Below are 17,993 nucleotides of genomic sequence, written 5' to 3'. Positions count from 1 at the left end.
AGAGGCACATCATGAACAAACCACAACTTCAGGTTTTAGCTGATGACTTAAATAATTTTGTAAATTCAGCTTTTAGTCACATCCCCATCAAAATGTCTACAGAAGTGCAGGACGGACTGGGTGTCACGTTTTGTGTTGCAGCGGCCTATTTCTCTTATAAACAAAGCCCAAGAACCTATCTGCTTGGTGCTGGCTTAGGCTTTATATTATCTATGCAGCACACACCTGATCATCCGTTTAGCAGGGGCCTAAAAAACAAAACTATTCTTAGCATTTGGGCAAAGGACGGAATGACGTATCAGAAAGCGCTTCCAATTCTTTGGCTTCTTGGCTGGAATTGGAGCCTTGCAACAGGATTCATTGCAGGGCACACTGCCTACCACCTCGGGAAACCTCAGATTGATGCAACAATCAAGTGGGGAAAGGACCAGATCTCATAACCATTTTTGGACAATGGGATAGCGACGCCCGACTCCGAATGATTTCTTTGAAACCCTTAGAATAGGCGGTCCTTGCCGCCTTTTGTATTCTGCAGCATGGATCATTTGGATGAGTTCAAGAACTTGTTCTTGCGGAATGTGGTATTTCTGCGCAACTTCGTCAATTGAGAGATAGTTTTCAACATACCCTTCCAAGACATTGTCAATCACGCCATACTCGGGTAGAGAGTCCAGATCGATTTGATCCGGGCGAAGCTCCGCCGATGGGGGTTTATCAATAATCGAATTTAAGATGACCTCTTTATTCTCAATTTTATTGATATGGCGACACAGGTCATATACCCGTGTTTTTGTAACATCGCCAATCACCCCAAGTCCTCCACACATATCGCCATAAAGGGTGGAGTAGCCAAGAGCAATCTCACTCTTATTTCCCGTGCTCAAAACAATATAGCCATGTTTATTGGACATAGCCATGAGCAAAACCCCTCGAATTCTTGCTTGAATATTTTCTTCAGTGATATCAACGCCTTTTCCTTGAAAATGAGGTTCTAAAAGGTGGAGATAAGCATCAAATGGTTCTTTTATCGGAATTTCTAAAAACTCAATTCCAAGCTTTTCAGCGAGTGTTTTTGCATCACCAATACTCGCATTTGTTGTAAAGCAAGAGGGCATGCTAATCCCCAAAACATTTTCAGGACCAAGCGCTCTCGCTGCAATGTAGGCAACAAGTGCGGAGTCAATCCCACCTGAAAGCCCCAAGCAAGCTTTTGTAAATCCACATTTTGCAAAGTAGTCCTTCACCCCAAGCTCTAGAGCTTGAATCAGATTTGTCATCGGCTCATACTCGAAGGGAACAGGACAAGCCTTTGCTTCTACATCGATCAACATTGCATCTTCAGAAAATCCTTTTCCAAGTTGGCAAAGCTCCCCTTTTTCGTTTACATAAACGCTATATCCATCAAAGATAATTTGCCCATTTGCCCCTACCTGGCAACACATCACAACGGGACACCCAAGCGTTTTAGCCGCTTTAGCGCAAACATTGACCCTTACATCGGGTTTTTGAAATTGATATGGAGAGGCTGAAATATTAAGCATGATATCGGGGTTCAACTCAACAAGGGCTTGAACAGGATCGCGCCCGTATCGGGTATAGCCAACATATCCGGCATGCTGCCAAATATCTTCACAGATGATCAGACCAATCCGCTTTCCTCCAATTTCCCAAATCTTTGTTTCTTTCCCTGGCTCGAAATAACGTCTCTCTTCAAACACATCATAGGTAGGGAGGAGCCACTTGTCTTGAAATCCCAAAAGATGGCCATCATGAACCACTGCTGCGCTATTGAGAAGATGTTTTTCTCCTTCATCGATATTGCGACGGATCAGACCCACAATAACTGTCAGCCCTTTTGAGGCCTTAACAATCCTTTCAAGATGAAGCTCCATCGAATCAATAAAGGTATTGTGATAGACGAGATCCTCAGGGGGATATCCGCAAAGCATAAGTTCGCCACACATTACGAGTTCAGCCCCTTTCTTTCGCGCTTCATCCATACTTTCTAAAATTTTCGCGGTATTTCCATCAATATCCCCAATAATGGGGTTCCTTTGTGCGACTAGTATTTTCATGTGTCTATCCTAGCTTCCAAAATCATCTAATATTACATTTTCTTCTGGGACTCCATAGTCATCCAGAAGCTTTAAAACGCTGCTGTTGTGCAGTGGTGGTCCACACACGAAGTAGAGAGCATTTTCGGGTTCTTCCATCTCTTTGAGCTGCCCTGCTTCGAAGGCTTTAAAGAGATAGTTGGTTTTCAGAGGGTCCTCTTTGGGCCACCCTTCTTTGAGATCTTTGTCAGTTGGCTCCGATAATACCAAATGATAGGAAAAATTTGCAAATGCTTGGTCAAGCCCCTCGTAATCATCTTGATAAATATTCTCTTTCAAAGAGCGGGCACCATACCACAAGGTGATCTTCCTCTGCGTTTTTCGTGTTTTAAAAAGGTCCATAATGTGACTACGACCAAATGATGAACCTGCACCTCCAATGAGAAAAACAATCTCTCGATCGTCTTCTACCATATGAGATTCTCCATAAGGGCCTGAAAGACGCACCCCTTCCCCTTCTTGCAGCCCGAAGATATAAGAAGAACAAATTCCCCAGGGAATATCGGGAGCAATTTTGCCTCGAATGAAGGGGGGTGTTGCGATTCGAATGTTAAACTTAAAAAGGTTTCCTTCTTCAGGATAAGAAGCCATTGAATAGGCACGGATCACCTCTTCTTCCCCTTCCTCATATTCTACCGGATGTCCAAAAAGATCAAAATGTTCCCAATCTTCATAATATTCTTCATCCATCGTCTTCCTCCATTCTTCAGTATTAGTCCGATAATTCGGCACGTGAAACTGCAGATAGTCCCCTGGAATATAATCGACCCTTTCAGACTCAGGCACCTCAATCACCAGTTCCTTAATAAAAGTGGCAACATTTCGATTAGACACTACCGTTCCTCTAATTTCCTTCAGTGTAAGTAACGTATCAGGAAGCTTCAGCCCTAAATCATGCTTCACCTTGCACTGACAGGAGAGACGCCACCCCTCCGTTAGCTGTTTAGGAGTAAAGGTCGCCTTGTCGGTTTCAAGGCTATCGTCCCCACCCTTGACAACTTGCACTCGACACTGCTTGCAGGTTGCTTTCCCCCCACATGGAGACGGAATAGCAATTCCCTGCTCTAAAAGTGCAGACAAGAGTGTCTTTCCGCCTTCAACCTCTTTCGTCAAAGAAGGATCTTTATTAATCTCAATCTTGCATGGAGCAGTGCTCACCAAACGCCTTCTGGTATATAGAATTATTCCAGACAGGAGTGTCCCTATAAAGACAAAGGCAATAACTGCTATCACACTCACTTCAATACTCATACGCGGTACATTAAAGCCTGCATTTGCTTCCGCAAATCACTAATTTCCATTTCTGCCCTTTCAATCGCTTTTACATGTCCTTCATGCATTCCTTCAATCTCACCCTTCAGACTCTTAATTTCTGCCTGAAAGGTTTCTACTTCATTCATTTGCTTGTTTCTAAGACGATTGATTTGCTGTTTAAGCTCAAAAATGCTGTGCTCATCAGTCGAACGGATCTGTGTGTGCCCTTTTTCAATCTTCTGAATCCGTTTCGAATGCTCGGCCTCAGATTCTTTAAGACTTTCATTATACACTTTTTCTTGTTTTTTGAGATCCTTTTGGAACTCAGCTTCAGTTTCTTCTAGCTTTTCCTTAAAGAATTTGATGCTTTTCTCTGCGCGGGAAATCTCTTCCAAGTGCCCTTTTTTAATCGCTTCAATATCTTCTTCATATTTTTCGACAGTTTCAGATTGCATTCGAGAACGCCTTCTCAAAAGAATAACCAATAGGATCAGAAGGATAAGAACGCCTAGTCCAAAAAATGCAAAATCAAGCCAATTCAGCTGTTTATCAATATAATCAATGACTTGATCTACCCAAGGAGACCACGCCCACTGCTCATTTTGAAGTACTTGATGTTGATCTGACACAGCTTGATATTGCATAGAATCCCCCTCTTCCTCTCGTTTATCATGTGGGGATCCTTGCTGCAAATAAAAAAAAAAGATACTATTCCGGGAATGAAAGAACAAAGAGAACATTGGGCGTCCCACTTCGGGTTTATCATGGCTGCTGCAGGGTCTGCAATTGGTCTGGGTAGCCTATGGCGCTTTCCCTACACTGCAGGGGACAACGGAGGCGGAGCCTTCGTCCTTCTCTATATTGCCTTTACCTTCCTGCTCGGCGTGCCTATCTTTATTGGGGAGTTGATGATCGGTAGAAAGGCGCAGCGTAGCCCAATCTTTGCCTACCAATCTCTTTCAAACCAGTCAAGCAACTGGCGGATGATGGGTTACCTCAATATGCTTACGAGCTTTATTGTCCTCTCCTTCTATTGTGTTGTCTCTGGTTGGTGCTTGAACTATGCTCTCATGTCGCTAAATCAATTTACAATAGGGAAAACCCCAGAAGAAATCCGCTCTATCTTTGATATTGTCTACACTTCCTCCGACCTAAGTATCTTCTGGCTCTTTCTCTTTATCCTTCTCAACGTTGGCGTTGTCTATAACGGAATTCGAAAAGGAATCGAGCACTGGAGCCGGATCTTAACACCCGCCCTCCTTTTTATCCTACTTGCCATGTTTATCTATGGGTTTACCCTCCCTGGATTTGGGCAAGCCTTGAGATTTATCTTTTACCCGGACTTTTCAAAACTCACCCCCGCTGTAATTTTGAATGCTCTGGGGATGGCATTTTTCACCTTGAGCGTTGGCCTTGGTATTATTGTGACATATGGAAGTTACCTAAAACCCAATGAGAATATTCCACGTACCGCCTTCATTGTAGCGATGATGACCCTCCTTGTCTCTCTTATGGCAGCAATGATGATCTTTCCGATCGTCTTCTCCTTTAACTTTCCTCCTGAAGGAGGTCCTGGCTTAATCTTTAAGACTATGCCCATCCTCTTTGCGAAACTCCCTGGAAGCCTTGTGATCTCGACGGTCTTTTTCCTTCTCTTTGTCTTTACCGCTCTCACCTCTTCAATCTCCCTATTGGAAGTCCTTGTAGCAAACCTTATGGAACTCTTTTCATGGAAGCGCTCAAAAGCCGTGATCTTCTCCGCTGTTGGAATCTTTATTTTTGGAATTCCCTCCGCTCTTGCGGGATCGGGAGCTCTTTTTCCTAATTGGGAGAAAATCTACGGAAAGAACTTCTTCGATACAATGAACTACATCACCGCAAGCTGGATGATGCCCATCGCAGGACTGCTCACAGCGCTCTTTATTGGCATTGTGATGAAAAAGGAACTAACAAAAGAGGAATTTCTAAGAGGGACAACCATGGGATACCTATTCAAGCCCTGGTTTTTTATGGTTCGTTATGTCGCACCTCTTGCCGTAACACTCATCATTCTTGAGCAAGCAGGGATCCTTAATCTTTCAGCGTTGTTCTAGATAGAGCCCTACAAAAGATTTAAGCAACAGAAGGAACAACTCGAGGCGGAGGAATCGGAGGATCTTTTGGAAGAGTCTGCGAGAAGACATAATGGCTCAACGGCTTGTGGTAGTGATAGGTTGTGGCAAGCATACTCATCAAAGCTAGGTAAGCAAATACTCGAACCTTTCTTTCTCTAAGAAGTGCTTCGCTAGAGCGAATTGGTAGAACTTCCAGAGTATGGACAGGGATAAGAGCAACCTCCCTTTCAACAATTTCTCCAAAAACAGCTGGGTAAGCGATATAAGAGTTGTTTTCTCTATCCATTTCTCTAGCAGACGCTTCGGGAATTGGATCTTCCCCTAAAACAAATCTTTCAGTTCTCTTGAAAGGGCAAAGAGATTGAAGAACCCGTACCATCTCTGCAGGCTTCTTTGAAGCTGCAACAAAGGCTTCCTTGCTTCTATTGATAGCCTCACACCCATGAGAGTCAAATAAGAAATATGTTTTAGAATCCCCGTTTCCTACAAGCGCAAGCGCGAAGGTTTTGCCTTGGGTATGGACAATAAATCCAACATTCTCATATTTAGAATGATACGCATCAAGTCGCTCCAACTCTCCTAAGAAAAACTGAGCGCTTGACTCAAAGTCAGCTCCCAAGGTTTGCTCTCCTAAAGCCCCGGGTAAATTCTTTAGCTCATACGTCGATGCAGAATCAAAATGGCTAAAACAATCATAAATTGGAACTTCCCCTTCTCCGGTAATTTTAGAAATTTCTGCATAGTTTTTAGAAGTAGCATAAAGGAGTGCATAGTTTAGTTTCCCATCTTCTACAGTCTCATTAATCTCTTCTTTCGAAATTCTTCGAGGCCCCGTAGACAATAGACGTTGCAAAAAGGACTGTGCACAGCTTGTACACGCACTACTTTGCCCACCATCAGAAAATTGGCTGATATCTCCCTTCATAATCAAGAGCTCATCTGGACCAATATTGAGAGGCGTCATCACCCCCACTGTATGAAGCTTCGCAATCAATTTAGCCAATGGATCTCGATCTAAGTACAGCTCCGCCAAGGCAGCATCAAAAATATCTTTGACATGCTCACGCAACGTAGCTACAGAAACCTCGCCACCTAAAAAATCTTCTTGAACGCGCTGAAGACGACTTTGTACAGATTCCACTAAATTCACCTCATATTTGCCAGGGAGTATAGAGAATTTGAGAATAAATGTCTTGCTATAGAGCCACAAAGGGGATAAAATGGCCCTTTTTAAGCAAAATTAAGGACAGATACAATGACCCAAGGCACCCTTAAAATTCACAGCGAAAATATCCTTCCCATTATCAAAAAATGGCTTTACACTGACCGGGACATCTTCCTTAGGGAGCTCGTTTCAAATTCCTGTGATGCCATGAGTAAACTCAAAATCCTCCGCGACCAGGGGAAAACAGACTTCAAAGATGAAGAGTTGCGGATCGATATTGAAATGGACAAAGAACAAAAGACTCTAAAGATCACCGATACTGGCCTTGGAATGACTGCAGATGAGGTGGAAAAGTACATTGCGCAACTTGCCTTTTCAGGAGCTGAAGAGTTTGTGAAAAAGTATCAAGACGATGAGGGAACCGACCAAATGATTGGTCACTTTGGCCTCGGATTCTATTCCTCCTTTATGGTGAGCGACTCTGTTGAAATCGATACCCTCTCTTTTCAAAAGGGCTCTAAAGCAGCACATTGGTCCTGCAATGGCTCTCCTGACTATACCCTTGACGCAGGAAAACGAGACGTTAGAGGAACGGAGATTACCCTTCACCTCAACAAAGAGTCCGAAGAATTTCTGGAAGAGGATAAGATCCGCGCTCTACTTATGCGCCACTGTCGCTTCCTCCCTTACCCTATTTTCCTCAATGGAAAACAAATTAACGATATCGAACCTCTGTGGATTAAGCCTGCCTCAGAGTGCACAGATAAAGACTATCTCGATTTCTACAAAGCACTTTACCCAATGGAACCCGACCCCATTTTTTGGATCCACCTCAACGTCGACTACCCTTTCAATCTACAAGGAATCCTCTACTTTCCTAAAGTGAACCGTCGCCTAGATCCTAACCAAACAGCTCTTCAACTCTATTGTAACCGCGTCTTTGTCTCTGATAATTGTAAAGATCTAATTCCTGACTTTTTGACCGTACTACGCGGCATTATTGACAGCCCAGACATTCCTCTCAATGTCTCCCGCTCGAATCTTCAAATGGACAAAACCGTCAGACAACTTGCCAGCCACATTTCGAAAAAAGTTTCCGACAAACTCCTTCAAACCCTGCAAGCCGACAAAGAAGGATACGTCTCAAAATGGCCCGATATTGAAATGATTCTGAAGCTTGGAATCTTGCAAGACGACAAGTTTTACGACCGCGCAAAAGACTGTCTCATTTGGAAAACCTCTAACGATGAATGGACCACTCTCGATGAGTACATAGAAAGAAATCCTGAGAAAAAAGTTTATTATCATCATGATGAAAAACAGACCTCTCACTTCTTTGAGATGTACAAGGAAAAAGGAATCGAAATCCTGTTTGCTCCTTCCCATCTTGACACTCCCCTTATGACCTTTTTAGAAGGAAAACATTCCGGTACAACATTTCAACGCCTCGATGGAGCAGTTGACGATATAATTCTCGACAAAGAGCGGGAAAAATCCGTTCTTGATGCCGATGGAAAAACCGAAGCGGTTAAGATCGCCGATTATTTCCGCTCAAAACTAAGCGATGAAACCCTAGAAGTCGAAGCAAAAAGCCTTTCCAGTAATTCTGTCCCAGCTTTCATGATGCTTTCTGAAAGAGAGAGAAGAATGCGCGATTATTTTGCTCTTTCTGGTCAAGATCTCCCAGCAAGCATGGGCAGTAAGCGGACATTCGTTGTCAATACAAACAGCCCTCTTGTACAATCCATCCAAAAGCTTGAGAAAAAAGATAAAGAGCTTGCGACATCTCTAGTGCAGCAGCTATATGAACTTTCCCTTCTCTCGCAGCGGGAACTGGGACCAGAAGACTTTTCTGCTTTTTTAAAGCGTTCGACGGATGTCCTTGAACAACTCACGGGCGCCGCTACGAAAAAGAATTAAGCTTTAGGAAGGAGCTTTTCTAAAGGAGCGTCATGATAAAACCTTTCGAGAAAACGAGAGAGAACGACCTGTTCAAGACGCTCTTTGAGGTGAATAGGCGACGGCATACGGAGGTGAAGAACGACTTTCTCAACTTCTGGGAGGCCGATGGTAACACGAGGCTCAACAGACGGAAGCTGCATCCCTCTTCTCCGCTCCATCTGTGCCATACGCCGCCGCGACTGTTCAAGATAGGGAGCCGCTTCTTCCTCTGCGATTTTAAGCAATAACTGTTTGCCCCCCTTCCAATCAGCTTCCAATTTCAGGGGAATTCCCATTCGGATCATGGTGTAGTTTTCTAGAAAAGACTCATTGATCACAGGCTGCGAGAGAAAAATGCTATTCGAGAACGAAATTCTCCTCCCGGTGTAAAGATGATTTGAAGCTCCTCGCCCTACCTCTTCAACGGTGGTAGAAAGGAGGGTGGTATCGATCACATCTCCCCTAACCTCTCCGACCTCAATCCGGTCTCCAATATCAAAAAATTTCCCTCGAAATCGAACAACTGATCCGTTGAAAGACATACAGAGCTCCTTCACCGAAAAGACCATGGCGAAAGCAATCGCAAACACCGAGATTGCAAAACCCTGGATCGTCTCTCCCCATAGGAAGATCACGCTCACGAGAATCAAGATGAACACAAAAGAGCGTGTGGAGCTAATCCACCTTAGGCGCTGCTGAGAGGTCCAATCCCGACGGGAGCGCCGTATATATCTTGCGATAAAGTACCTAGAGGCCCCTAAAACAAAAACCAGAACAACAGTAGCGATCAATTTTGTTGTTAAAAACTGCTCTAAAAACCCCATTTTGACTCTCCTTAAGCAAGTCGCTTACTATGAGCTTTTTCGATCAATATTTCAACTTTGATTTTTTTTGAAACTCTCATTTATTTAAAAACCAACGACTTAAAATTTAGTATAATTAACTATTGAATAGTCAAATAAACAATAAACATGTTATAATAATATAAGATATGGGACGGAGCAGTCCTAATCTATAAAAACAACACTTAATAACGAGTAATTTAGGATGTCACATACAGCTATACACAGCCCAATTCGTGAGGCTGAACTTTTTTTTGGCGGAGAAGCTCAACACCTGCGAAGCAATAAAAGACTTTATCAAGCTTACACTCAAGGTGATAAAAATGATCTTTCCCTCTATATCGGGCAAGATGTTGCAGGGCTTTTGGCAAATCCGACCGTTCAGGGGCAAATTGCTTCCAAGCTACATTCAACTCCTAACCTCGTTCAAATAAAAGTGACTCCTCAAAGAGAGTTATTCGTCGCAAAAACAGGAACAACCGACTTCCAACACATTGATTTTGAAAAAGACCATACACCTCCTGAAGTCATTGCCATTGCGGAAAAGTCGCGGCAACTTTACCTAGCGATGCAATCAAGTCTCGCTCATTCAAGACCAGAAGACATGCACCCTCGCCCGAGAGAATGGAGCCATGGCTATCCCACTCCAGTTTCTTCTCCAGAAACCGCTCAATTGCATGAAAGAATTCATTCCCTTGAAAATCAACTCGCAAACGAAAGACTGCGAGGAGATATGAGAGAGATCAGAGAAGATATCCGCGAAAATCGCAGCCTTCTATTAGAGCTGCTCAGATCAAGAGATGCACGATCCCCCGCCACCGAACGAGAAATTGAGACACTACGCAGACAGCTCAAAAGGACAACAGGACAGGTTGACAGACTTATTGACCAAGCAAGAGACCGCGGCCTGGCCCACCCTGCTGAAATGGATGATCTCCTAAGAGAAAATGATCACCTCAAAAGAGTGTGCACTGGATCACAAGAAGATCTAAAAGGGCTCGAAGAAGAGAATGACCATCTTAGAAGAGCCTACGGACAACCCCGCCACGAGCTAGGAACACTCCACGAAGAACTCTTTTCCGATACCACCGAAGGAGCTCTCGAAAACCTTAGGAGCCTAGAAAGAACAATCGATACCCTAAGAGAACGAGAAGGAACCTTGCAAGAGGCTCTAAAGGTCGATCTCCCAGAGGATATGCTTGCAAAAGCCGTTGAGATAAGAGGTGCTAATGTCGAGCTTAGAAGGCAACTCGACAATGCTCAAAAAGCCCTCAAGGAATATCAAGAGCGTAATCCCCAAGCAACTGACGAAATCAAAAGACTTAAGTGCACCGTCTTCAATTTAAACTTTCAATTCAGAAATGATCAAGAGACTATTCATCGTCTCATACAAGAAGTCAAAGAGCTAAAAGCGCGCGGTACTGGAAACGAAGAGCGCATTGAACAACTGACTGGACAACTCAGATTAGCATTGCAAGCTGAAAAAGAAATCACGACGGATCTTCGCCAAAAACTTGTGCTGGAAAAGGAAGAAACAGCACGATTAGGTGCTGCCCTTGAAAAAGAACAAGCAACAAGCAGAGACCTCCGTCAGCAAAAAGGTGAAGTCGAGAGCGATCTTAAACAAGCCACATGTGAAGTCAAGCAATTAGGAGATTTAACCGAGCAGCTACGCGTCACTGGAGAAGATGGCAACCGTCTTGTAAGAGAAAACCTTAGACAAGCGACACATACAGCAAAGCAATTAGGAAAACAACTCCAAGACGTGACTGAGCGCTTAACACTATCTGAAGAAGCTGGCCTAGCCCTCAGAAAGGAAGTTGCGACGCTTGTACAAAGGATCGAGACTCTTCAAAGAGAAAATGCCACCTTATTAGAGCAGCGAAATGGAGCGCGAGAAGCTCTTGCATCATTAAAACATACTCACGAAAAAACTGAGAAAAGGTTGCTTCAAGTAGAAGCTGAGCTTTTAGGAGAAAAGGACCGCGCTCTTGATGCTGAAGAGCGGAGTGAACGCCTCCGCCGCGAGTTTAGTGCACAAAAAAGAGATCTAGAGGGGCAAGTGCGCGACCGGACTACAGAGGTTAGAGAGAGAAAAGAAGCACACGACGCAGTAAGTCGAAGGCTCGAAGATGCACAAAGAAATCTAGAAGGAAATCAAAGAGACTTACACCGCCTTGGCGAAGAATTAGTCTCTCTCAAAAGCGCGGCAGAAAGAGAAATTGAACGCGTTGGCGAAATCGTCTTAAAGCAAAAAAGTCAACTCAAAGAGCTTGGAATAGAGCTTGAACGAAGTAGAGAAGGATTTACCGCTCTTCAATCAGAGCACAGCCAGGCACTAAAGGAACTCCGAGCGGAGCAAGAAAAAGGAGTCACCCTTCAAGCTAAGCTTGATCAAGCTAGCACCACCAATCTTGAACAATCAAGAACCATCGATGCACTTCAAAAAGAGCGCGCTCAGCTTCTTGACGATAACCGAGAACTTACAGAAGAATGCGACGCCCTCCGAAGAGAAAAAGTGCGCCTTGAAGACCTCCTTGGAGAAAGTGAAGAACACAAACAAAAACTACTACACGGAATTTCCAATCTAACACGAGCAAATGAAGAACAAGAAATGGCACTTGTTGCCCAAAAACAAGAAATTGAAGATCTTTCAAACGAGCTTGCTCATGTCAGAAGAGAGGCTGAAAATCAAAATGCCGCGTATGCAAAGGAAGTTGCCGAACTTAGCCAGCGTCTCACCCCACTTGAAGCCCAACAACTACGAGAAGAGCTCACATCACAAAAAAGCGCTGTTTTGAGACTCACAGAAGAGCTAAGACTTGAAAGGGAGAAAGCAACAGCTGCTCTTGAAGAAGTGGACAAACACGTACCGCTAGCAGAAGTAAGGAAAAGAGATGAAACAATCACCCGACTTGAAGAAGAGCTCAGAAAGGCAGACTTAAGATCTTCAGCGCTGAATGAACAACTTTCTCTGAAAAAAGCCCAAAGCCTTGAAAACAAGTCTCAACATGACATTGAAATCTCTCAACTTAGGGAAACACTACGAGAAGTTCGAGAAGAAGCCCGACAAATAAGAGGCGAACTTGAAACTGCTAACCATTTAAAACAAAGAGCTCAGAGAAAAGTTGAGCATCTAACTTCTGAGCTTGAAGCTAGCAATAGCAGTTCACTGGAAGAAACTTTAGAACTTAAAAGGCAGTTATCAGAGCTGAGAAAAGCAGCAAAAAAAGCTACGTTAACTGAAACCAGGCTAAATGACCAAGTCTTATCGCTTACAAGAAAAGCTGAAACCCTCCAAGTACAGCTATCCGAGCAAGAGCAGAATTTAAGCGCACAACTCCATGAATTAGGTGAGCAGCTTCGTTTAACAACAGAAGAACTTGCAGCGGCTAATCACTCAAAGGAAAGAGCCCTGCAAAAAGTTGAGCGTCTCACTTCTGAGCTTGAAGTAAGCAGTAGCAGTTCACTGGAAGAAATCTTAGCGCTCAAAAGAGAATTATCAGAGCAGAAAAAAGCAGCAAGACAAGCGCAACTCACCGAAGCTAGATTAGGTGAACAAGTCTCGTCACTTACAAGAAAAACTCAAGATCTCCAAGCACAACTGTCACAAAGAGGAGAAGAGCTAGCATTAGCAAATGCCGAGAGGCTAGAAAGTCAATCTCAGCATGAAAGTGAGGTTGGGCTTCTTAGACAAAGCTTAAAAGAACTTCAAGCTTCACTGCAAGCTGCAGAAAGACAAGTAGAAGAGCGTCTAACGCCAGAGGCAGAAAGAGCACTTCGAGCAGAAAATGGCCGCCTCAAATTGGCTCTTGAGCACATTGCTGCTGTCCTTGAAGTCCCCTTTACAATCGAAGACCCTGAAGAGCTTACTGCAAGCCTCCTAGGAAGGGTCAAAGAGATTCAATTAAGCAAAAGTCAATTGCAAAAAGCTTTCGATACCCACACGGAATATCTTAAATTCGCTGAAGGAGCAACTGAGGAACGCGACACAGCCCTTGCACAGCGCAAAGAGTTTGAAAGTCAAGCCCAAACCCTTGAGCTAGAAGTTTGCAGCCTAAAAAAGGACCTAAAAGAGGCTCAGGCGCAAGCTACACATTTCGAGGAAGAGTTAATATCTGCAAACTCTCTCAATGAAAAAATTAGCGACTCAGCAGCAAGAGAGAGAGAGGGGATTGTTGCTCAAATCAAAGAGTTGGAGCACACTCTGCAGGATAGAGAAATTAGATATGAAGAACTTAACATCGCTTATCGCGCTGCAAGAGAAGAGACAGCGCGTCCTCATGAAAGAATTGAGCTGACTCAACTCCAAAGGAATATCCAGCAAGCAGTGAATGCCGGAGAAGTGATGGAAGTTCTCGGGGCAGCCCTTGGCGGCGACGCCTTTTCTTTGCAGCTTGCAGAAGGAGATAAACCTCTTCAGGAAGTTACAAACAATCACCAAGATTACCTAACAATCTCTTCAAACCTTGAGAAAACGAGAGCCCTTGCAGAGCAACCTGTAAAAGAAAAAAGAATCACTCTTCGACCAGCCTATGACCTCGTAGGAAACAAATATCAAGGTCGATATGCAAAATATGTTTCGTCTCAAATTGCACAAATCAACAAACGTTCAGGACTACTTAAAAACTTAAGTCTATTTTCTGACTTCTTTGAAGTCACAGGTAGAGTGAGTGGCATTATGGATACAAAAGAATTCACCAGACTCACGGAAGTTAGACGCCTTCTTGCTACATTGAATCCAAAAGTAAACGGAGAAAGCATTACAAAACTCAATAAGGAAACCGCAGATTTGACACGTGTTCTACTCATAAATCTAATGAGAAGTATTTATGAAGCAACCAAAGATGGGTCCGGATTAAGCCGTTATAGAAACTTTGGCATTCACCTCATCATGTGGGAAGATATCTTCAACAACCTAGACGAATCTCTATATGTCATTAAAAACAAAAAGAAGACTCTCAAAGCCAAAGAAGCCGAGTCACTGCGCAGAACAGTACGCCAGCTAAACGTTCAGTTCCATCGCTTGATGGCGAGTACCCATCACCAGACAAGTTCTGGTGTCTGGGCACTCAACAAGTAAAAAGGATTAAGCGCCGTTTGTTTGGGCTTCAGCCGCCTCAACTTGAACTTCGCTTCCAGGCTTAACATCAGAAATTGCAGCCTTCATCACTTCAATCTTGGCGCCATCAACCATCTTTAGAATCACAGTCTCTTGCTCAGTGCGCACAAGCGTTCCAACGATTCCCATTGCAGTCACTCGATCCCCTTTCTTCATGCTAGCTCGTTGCTGTTGCATCTTCTTACGTCTTTTTTGCTCAGGACGCCAAAGAATCATGTAAAAGAACACAAGAGCAATTCCAATCATCATTAGGGTTTGCCACATGCTTTGTTGACGTGCTGCAGGAGCTGCTTCTTCAGCAAAAAGAGTTGCTGAAGCAAACAGCGGAGCGAGAAGATATAAAGCTTTTTTCATGAGAGTTCCTCGTTAAAATTTTTTCGAATTTCCCCGATTGTACACTATTTAGGGTTTTTCGAGGAGAGCAATCGTCTCTAAGTGAACTGTATGGGGGAATTGATCGACCCCCTGCACTGTTTTTAAGAGATATCCCGCCTCTAAAAGTGCAGTTAAATTTTCACTTTGTGTTTTGGGATTGCATGAAATGTATAAAATCTTTTTGGGCACAAGACGTATCAAATGTTTGAGAGCCCTCGGATTGAGACCGCAGCGAGGAGGATCAATGATCGCAAGATCAGGCGCCTCGGAAACAAGCGACAACCTCTCTCCCACATCGCCCTTATAGACCGCAATATTCTTCGCCCTATTTGCTTTAATGTTCACTTCTGCGTCACATACCGCATAAGGGCTTAGCTCAATTCCCTGCACCTTTTTAACGTAGGGCGCAAAGACAATCCCAAGCGTCGCCGTGCCGCAATATAGATCGAACACCATATCTCCCGCCTCGGGCGCCGCAATCTCTAGAGCGCGCGTGTAAAGTTTTTCTGCCTGCCGTGGATTCGGTTGAAAAAACGAATCCGGACTGATTTTAAACGTTAAATCTCTTCCCTTCACACGAAGCGTTTCCTCTATTTGCTCAGGCCCGCCAAGGTGCATCTCATAAAACTCTGTGGGTGTCCCTTTAGCAATCCGCTGAATGCGGAGGAATAGGCTAGGGTTTGAAATCACCTTCCGTACCGCCTCCTTAAAGGCGAGAATTTCCTTGCCGGGGATACAATATTCGGGATTTCCAGAAATGGTTAGGAAAACCATCTTTCCTTCACTTCCTTCCCTCAGCGTCAAGGTGCGAAGTGTGCCAGTATCTGAGTACATGTGGTAAGCCTTAAGCGGACTTTTTTCCCACCATTCTCGAACAGCCTTAAGCACCTCTATAAACCATGGACTTGTGAGATGACATTCCTCCAAGTTGATCACCCGCCCCTTGCTCTTTGCAATCATCAAACCAAGAAACTTCTCTCCATCTCGATTCTGCGAAAAAGAAAACTCCATTTTATTCCGATATTCCCAAGGATCATCGCAAGGAATAATCGGAAGAGGCTCGATTGGAAAAAGAGACTTTAACATCTCTTGCTTTGCCTTCAGCTGCGCTTCATATTTTTTCTGCTGCCACGTGCAACCGCCGCACTTCCCTACATGTTTGCACCTTGGGGCCACCCTATCTGCAGAAGGGTTCAAGACATTTAAAAGCGTTGTTGAATAGGCCTTTTTCTTTTTCTTTCCTAGCTCCACTTCAACCGTATCACCAATTACAGAGCCTACAACTTCTGCTTGGCTTGGTCTATCTGGAAGGGGGGCGAGGCCGTGACCTCTTTTTGAATATTTGTGAATTTTTAATTGAAGCTCCATGACTCCTCCTGTAGAGGAGGAATCATAGAGATATCGTATAGAAGTGTCAACGACGCTTTTTGCGAGCAACTTTTTTCTTTCGAACCGGCGCTTTTTTGTGAACTGCTTTTTTCTTTGTTGTTTTTTTCTTCGCAACTTTTTTGCGTGTTGTTTTCTTCGCCTTTTTTCGCTTTTTGCCACTTCCTTTCTTTTCGGCAGAAACAGACTCTTTTCGATATTGCTTAGCAACCTTTGCAAACGTAATTGTTCCCGTACGCACGCGTTGAGAAGCAGCGCGATTCCCCTTTTCAGATGCCTTTCTAAGATCCACTGCTAGATCCATTAACATCCTCTCCATTTTTTTGACTGTATCCTTGAGTGCCATGCTTAAAAAAAACCTCCGTGAAAAACATATTCTGCTCTTTTCAATAGAAAAGTTTTTAAATATTGTGCAATAGGTTTTTTTCAGAAAGTTTTGTGTGATTTGCAAAGGATTGCATTAGATTGCGAATCGTTAAAGGGATAACGCGATTATTAATAACACAGTTATCAATCGAAATAACCGGCATCACTTCCTTATTGCTCGACGCTAAAAAAGCTCCTTCGAACTCCCCAATTTCATCCCTATGGATTTCCCTCTCCTCTACATCACAAAGCTCCATCACAACCTCGCGCGTAATCCCCTCTAAAATCCCTTCCTTCGGTGTGATGATTTTCCCTTTTTTGATCGCAAAAAAGTTCGCCGTGCCCGTTTCTCGAATCCACCCCTTTTCATCATGAAACAAAACATCCACAGCGCCTCTTTTTTCTGCCTTTCTAAGCGCAATAATCGCTGGGAGATAATGGATACTCTTTGCTTTAGGAAAAGGACGTTGATAAACCTCTGTCGTCAGAAAAATCCCCTCTTCAAAATGCCTCCTCGGAAACGGAGCAAAAGGATAAGCCACCACAAAAAAAGTTGGCTCTCCCTCCGGCATCAACTGATCCGTGGAAACTCCCCCAGTAAGCACCACCTTAACGCTCGTCTCTTGAAATCCTCCCCGAGAAATAAGCTCTTGAATAACCTCTTCCATCACATCCATTCCCACCGGAACCTCAAGTCCAAGTAGCGCCGCCGATGCGACAAAACGTTCCAAATGGGCACGCAAACGAAAAGGCGTCCCTCCATAAGTTCTGAGATAATCCATCACCCCAAAACCTCTAAGCACACTCAAGTCCAAAGCCGAAACCTTTGCCTCAGATCCATCAATAAACTGTCCATTGATATATACTAGCGTCGTCATTCCCTAGACACTAGCAAAGCTCTCTCTTTTTGAGCAAGAGACTCCTGAAGAACGTCTCTCTAAGCAGCCAATAAAAAAGGGATGCTTTTGCATCCCTTTTTTCAGATAGACTTTTCTAAAAAGTCAGAGCTTAAATAGCGCCAGTCTTTAGGTTGCTACGCATTTTGCTAAGCATGTCCGTTGACACCTTGTGAAGTGGCTTAACGACCAGTGGGTAGCTTGCAAGAAGCCCCAAAATCATTGCCGCTGCAAGCCAGCCCTTGTCTTCAAGAACTTTTACACTCATCAACTTGTGGAACATCCCTCTATCTTTGAAGTGATCGCGCTTGTCGAGCCCCCCCCCCTCTTTCAACTGACCCCTACTTGGCGATGGATGCGCCGGCATCATATCCATTGCATTAAACAGATGCGTATCGCTAGCTCTAGGTTTTTCCAT

14 protein-coding genes are annotated in these 17,993 nt (G+C 43.9%); 4 read left to right on the top strand and 10 right to left on the bottom strand.

From position 1 onward, the window contains the following. Positions 1 to 11: 11 nt before the first annotated feature. Positions 12 to 440: a hypothetical protein gene (locus R2I63_RS06780; protein WP_316356079.1), complete on the top strand. Its 429-nt coding sequence runs from the start codon at positions 12 to 14 to the stop codon at positions 438 to 440. Here R2I63_RS06780 and R2I63_RS06775 read toward each other — a convergent pair. Genes R2I63_RS06775 through R2I63_RS06765 form a run of 3 tightly spaced genes read right to left on the bottom strand, consistent with a single transcriptional unit; the run spans position 435 to position 4,012 of the window. After that, positions 435 to 2,075 carry an NAD+ synthase gene (locus tag R2I63_RS06775; RefSeq protein WP_316356077.1) on the bottom strand — a complete coding sequence of 547 codons (1,641 nt, stop codon included), beginning with the start codon at positions 2,073 to 2,075 and terminating at the stop codon, positions 435 to 437. The genes R2I63_RS06780 and R2I63_RS06775 overlap by 6 nt on opposite strands. 9 nt (positions 2,076 to 2,084) lie before the next feature. Further along, complete coding sequence (gene nqrF / locus R2I63_RS06770) at positions 2,085 to 3,365, bottom strand: NADH:ubiquinone reductase (Na(+)-transporting) subunit F (RefSeq protein ID WP_316356075.1); 1,281 nt, start codon at positions 3,363 to 3,365, stop codon at positions 2,085 to 2,087. Next, on the bottom strand, positions 3,362 to 4,012 hold the full coding sequence (locus R2I63_RS06765; protein ID WP_316356073.1) for a hypothetical protein: 651 nt from the start codon (positions 4,010 to 4,012) through the stop codon (positions 3,362 to 3,364). Before R2I63_RS06765 ends, nqrF begins: the two co-directional genes overlap by 4 nt. 75 nt (positions 4,013 to 4,087) lie before the next feature. Between R2I63_RS06765 and R2I63_RS06760 the strand changes: the two genes are divergently transcribed. Further along, entirely contained in the window at positions 4,088 to 5,461 is a 1,374-nt protein-coding gene (locus R2I63_RS06760; protein WP_316356071.1) for a sodium-dependent transporter, read from the top strand. Between the two features lie 19 nt (positions 5,462 to 5,480). Here R2I63_RS06760 and R2I63_RS06755 read toward each other — a convergent pair whose 3' ends face one another. After that, on the bottom strand, positions 5,481 to 6,623 hold the full coding sequence (locus tag R2I63_RS06755) for a hypothetical protein (protein WP_316356069.1): 1,143 nt from the start codon (positions 6,621 to 6,623) through the stop codon (positions 5,481 to 5,483). Between the two features lie 114 nt (positions 6,624 to 6,737). Here R2I63_RS06755 and htpG point away from each other — a divergent pair, with 114 nt between their 5' ends. Further along, positions 6,738 to 8,567, top strand: coding sequence for a molecular chaperone HtpG (gene htpG, locus R2I63_RS06750; RefSeq protein WP_316356066.1), 1,830 nt, complete (start codon positions 6,738 to 6,740; stop codon positions 8,565 to 8,567). On the opposite strand, the gene R2I63_RS06745 is transcribed toward htpG, so the two are convergent. Next, entirely contained in the window at positions 8,564 to 9,412 is an 849-nt protein-coding gene (locus R2I63_RS06745; RefSeq protein WP_316356064.1) for a mechanosensitive ion channel family protein, read from the bottom strand. The genes htpG and R2I63_RS06745 overlap by 4 nt on opposite strands. A 223-nt stretch (positions 9,413 to 9,635) precedes the next feature. Between R2I63_RS06745 and R2I63_RS06740 the strand changes: the two genes are divergently transcribed. After that, a complete protein-coding gene (locus tag R2I63_RS06740; protein WP_316356063.1) occupies positions 9,636 to 14,513 on the top strand; it encodes a hypothetical protein in 4,878 nt (1,625 codons plus the stop codon). 6 nt (positions 14,514 to 14,519) lie between these two features. Here the strand turns inward: R2I63_RS06740 and yajC are convergent, their stop codons facing one another. The 5 genes from yajC to R2I63_RS06715 form a co-directional block, all read right to left on the bottom strand. Continuing rightward, complete coding sequence (gene yajC, locus R2I63_RS06735; protein WP_316356061.1) at positions 14,520 to 14,906, bottom strand: preprotein translocase subunit YajC; 387 nt, start codon at positions 14,904 to 14,906, stop codon at positions 14,520 to 14,522. A gap of 48 nt (positions 14,907 to 14,954) precedes the next feature. Beyond that, complete coding sequence (gene rlmD / locus R2I63_RS06730; protein ID WP_316356058.1) at positions 14,955 to 16,295, bottom strand: 23S rRNA (uracil(1939)-C(5))-methyltransferase RlmD; 1,341 nt, start codon at positions 16,293 to 16,295, stop codon at positions 14,955 to 14,957. A gap of 46 nt (positions 16,296 to 16,341) precedes the next feature. Further along, on the bottom strand, positions 16,342 to 16,659 hold the full coding sequence (locus tag R2I63_RS06725) for a histone (protein ID WP_316356056.1): 318 nt from the start codon (positions 16,657 to 16,659) through the stop codon (positions 16,342 to 16,344). 55 nt (positions 16,660 to 16,714) lie between these two features. After that, positions 16,715 to 17,557: an aminotransferase class IV gene (locus tag R2I63_RS06720; protein WP_316356054.1), complete on the bottom strand. Its 843-nt coding sequence runs from the start codon at positions 17,555 to 17,557 to the stop codon at positions 16,715 to 16,717. A gap of 130 nt (positions 17,558 to 17,687) precedes the next feature. After that, positions 17,688 to 17,993, bottom strand: a complete 306-nt coding sequence (locus R2I63_RS06715; RefSeq protein WP_316356052.1) for a hypothetical protein — start codon at positions 17,991 to 17,993, stop codon at positions 17,688 to 17,690.

The sequence above is a fragment of the Candidatus Neptunochlamydia sp. REUL1 genome (assembly GCF_963457595.1).
Classification (GTDB): domain Bacteria; phylum Chlamydiota; class Chlamydiia; order Chlamydiales; family Simkaniaceae; genus Neptunichlamydia.
The sequence above is the reverse complement of the archived record's forward strand: the minus strand, read 5'-3'. Positions and strand labels throughout refer to the sequence as shown.

Coding starts and splice junctions, on each gene's coding strand:
- R2I63_RS06780 (WP_316356079.1), top strand. CDS start 12: ATGAACAAACCACAACTTCAGGTTTTAGCTGATGACTTAAATAATTTT.
- R2I63_RS06775 (WP_316356077.1), bottom strand. CDS start 2,075: ATGAAAATACTAGTCGCACAAAGGAACCCCATTATTGGGGATATTGAT.
- nqrF (WP_316356075.1), bottom strand. CDS start 3,365: ATGAGTATTGAAGTGAGTGTGATAGCAGTTATTGCCTTTGTCTTTATA.
- R2I63_RS06765 (WP_316356073.1), bottom strand. CDS start 4,012: ATGCAATATCAAGCTGTGTCAGATCAACATCAAGTACTTCAAAATGAG.
- R2I63_RS06760 (WP_316356071.1), top strand. CDS start 4,088: ATGAAAGAACAAAGAGAACATTGGGCGTCCCACTTCGGGTTTATCATG.
- htpG (WP_316356066.1), top strand. CDS start 6,738: ATGACCCAAGGCACCCTTAAAATTCACAGCGAAAATATCCTTCCCATT.
- R2I63_RS06745 (WP_316356064.1), bottom strand. CDS start 9,412: ATGGGGTTTTTAGAGCAGTTTTTAACAACAAAATTGATCGCTACTGTT.
- R2I63_RS06740 (WP_316356063.1), top strand. CDS start 9,636: ATGTCACATACAGCTATACACAGCCCAATTCGTGAGGCTGAACTTTTT.
- yajC (WP_316356061.1), bottom strand. CDS start 14,906: ATGAAAAAAGCTTTATATCTTCTCGCTCCGCTGTTTGCTTCAGCAACT.
- rlmD (WP_316356058.1), bottom strand. CDS start 16,295: ATGGAGCTTCAATTAAAAATTCACAAATATTCAAAAAGAGGTCACGGC.
- R2I63_RS06725 (WP_316356056.1), bottom strand. CDS start 16,659: ATGGCACTCAAGGATACAGTCAAAAAAATGGAGAGGATGTTAATGGAT.
- R2I63_RS06720 (WP_316356054.1), bottom strand. CDS start 17,557: ATGACGACGCTAGTATATATCAATGGACAGTTTATTGATGGATCTGAG.
- R2I63_RS06715 (WP_316356052.1), bottom strand. CDS start 17,993: ATGGAAAAACCTAGAGCTAGCGATACGCATCTGTTTAATGCAATGGAT.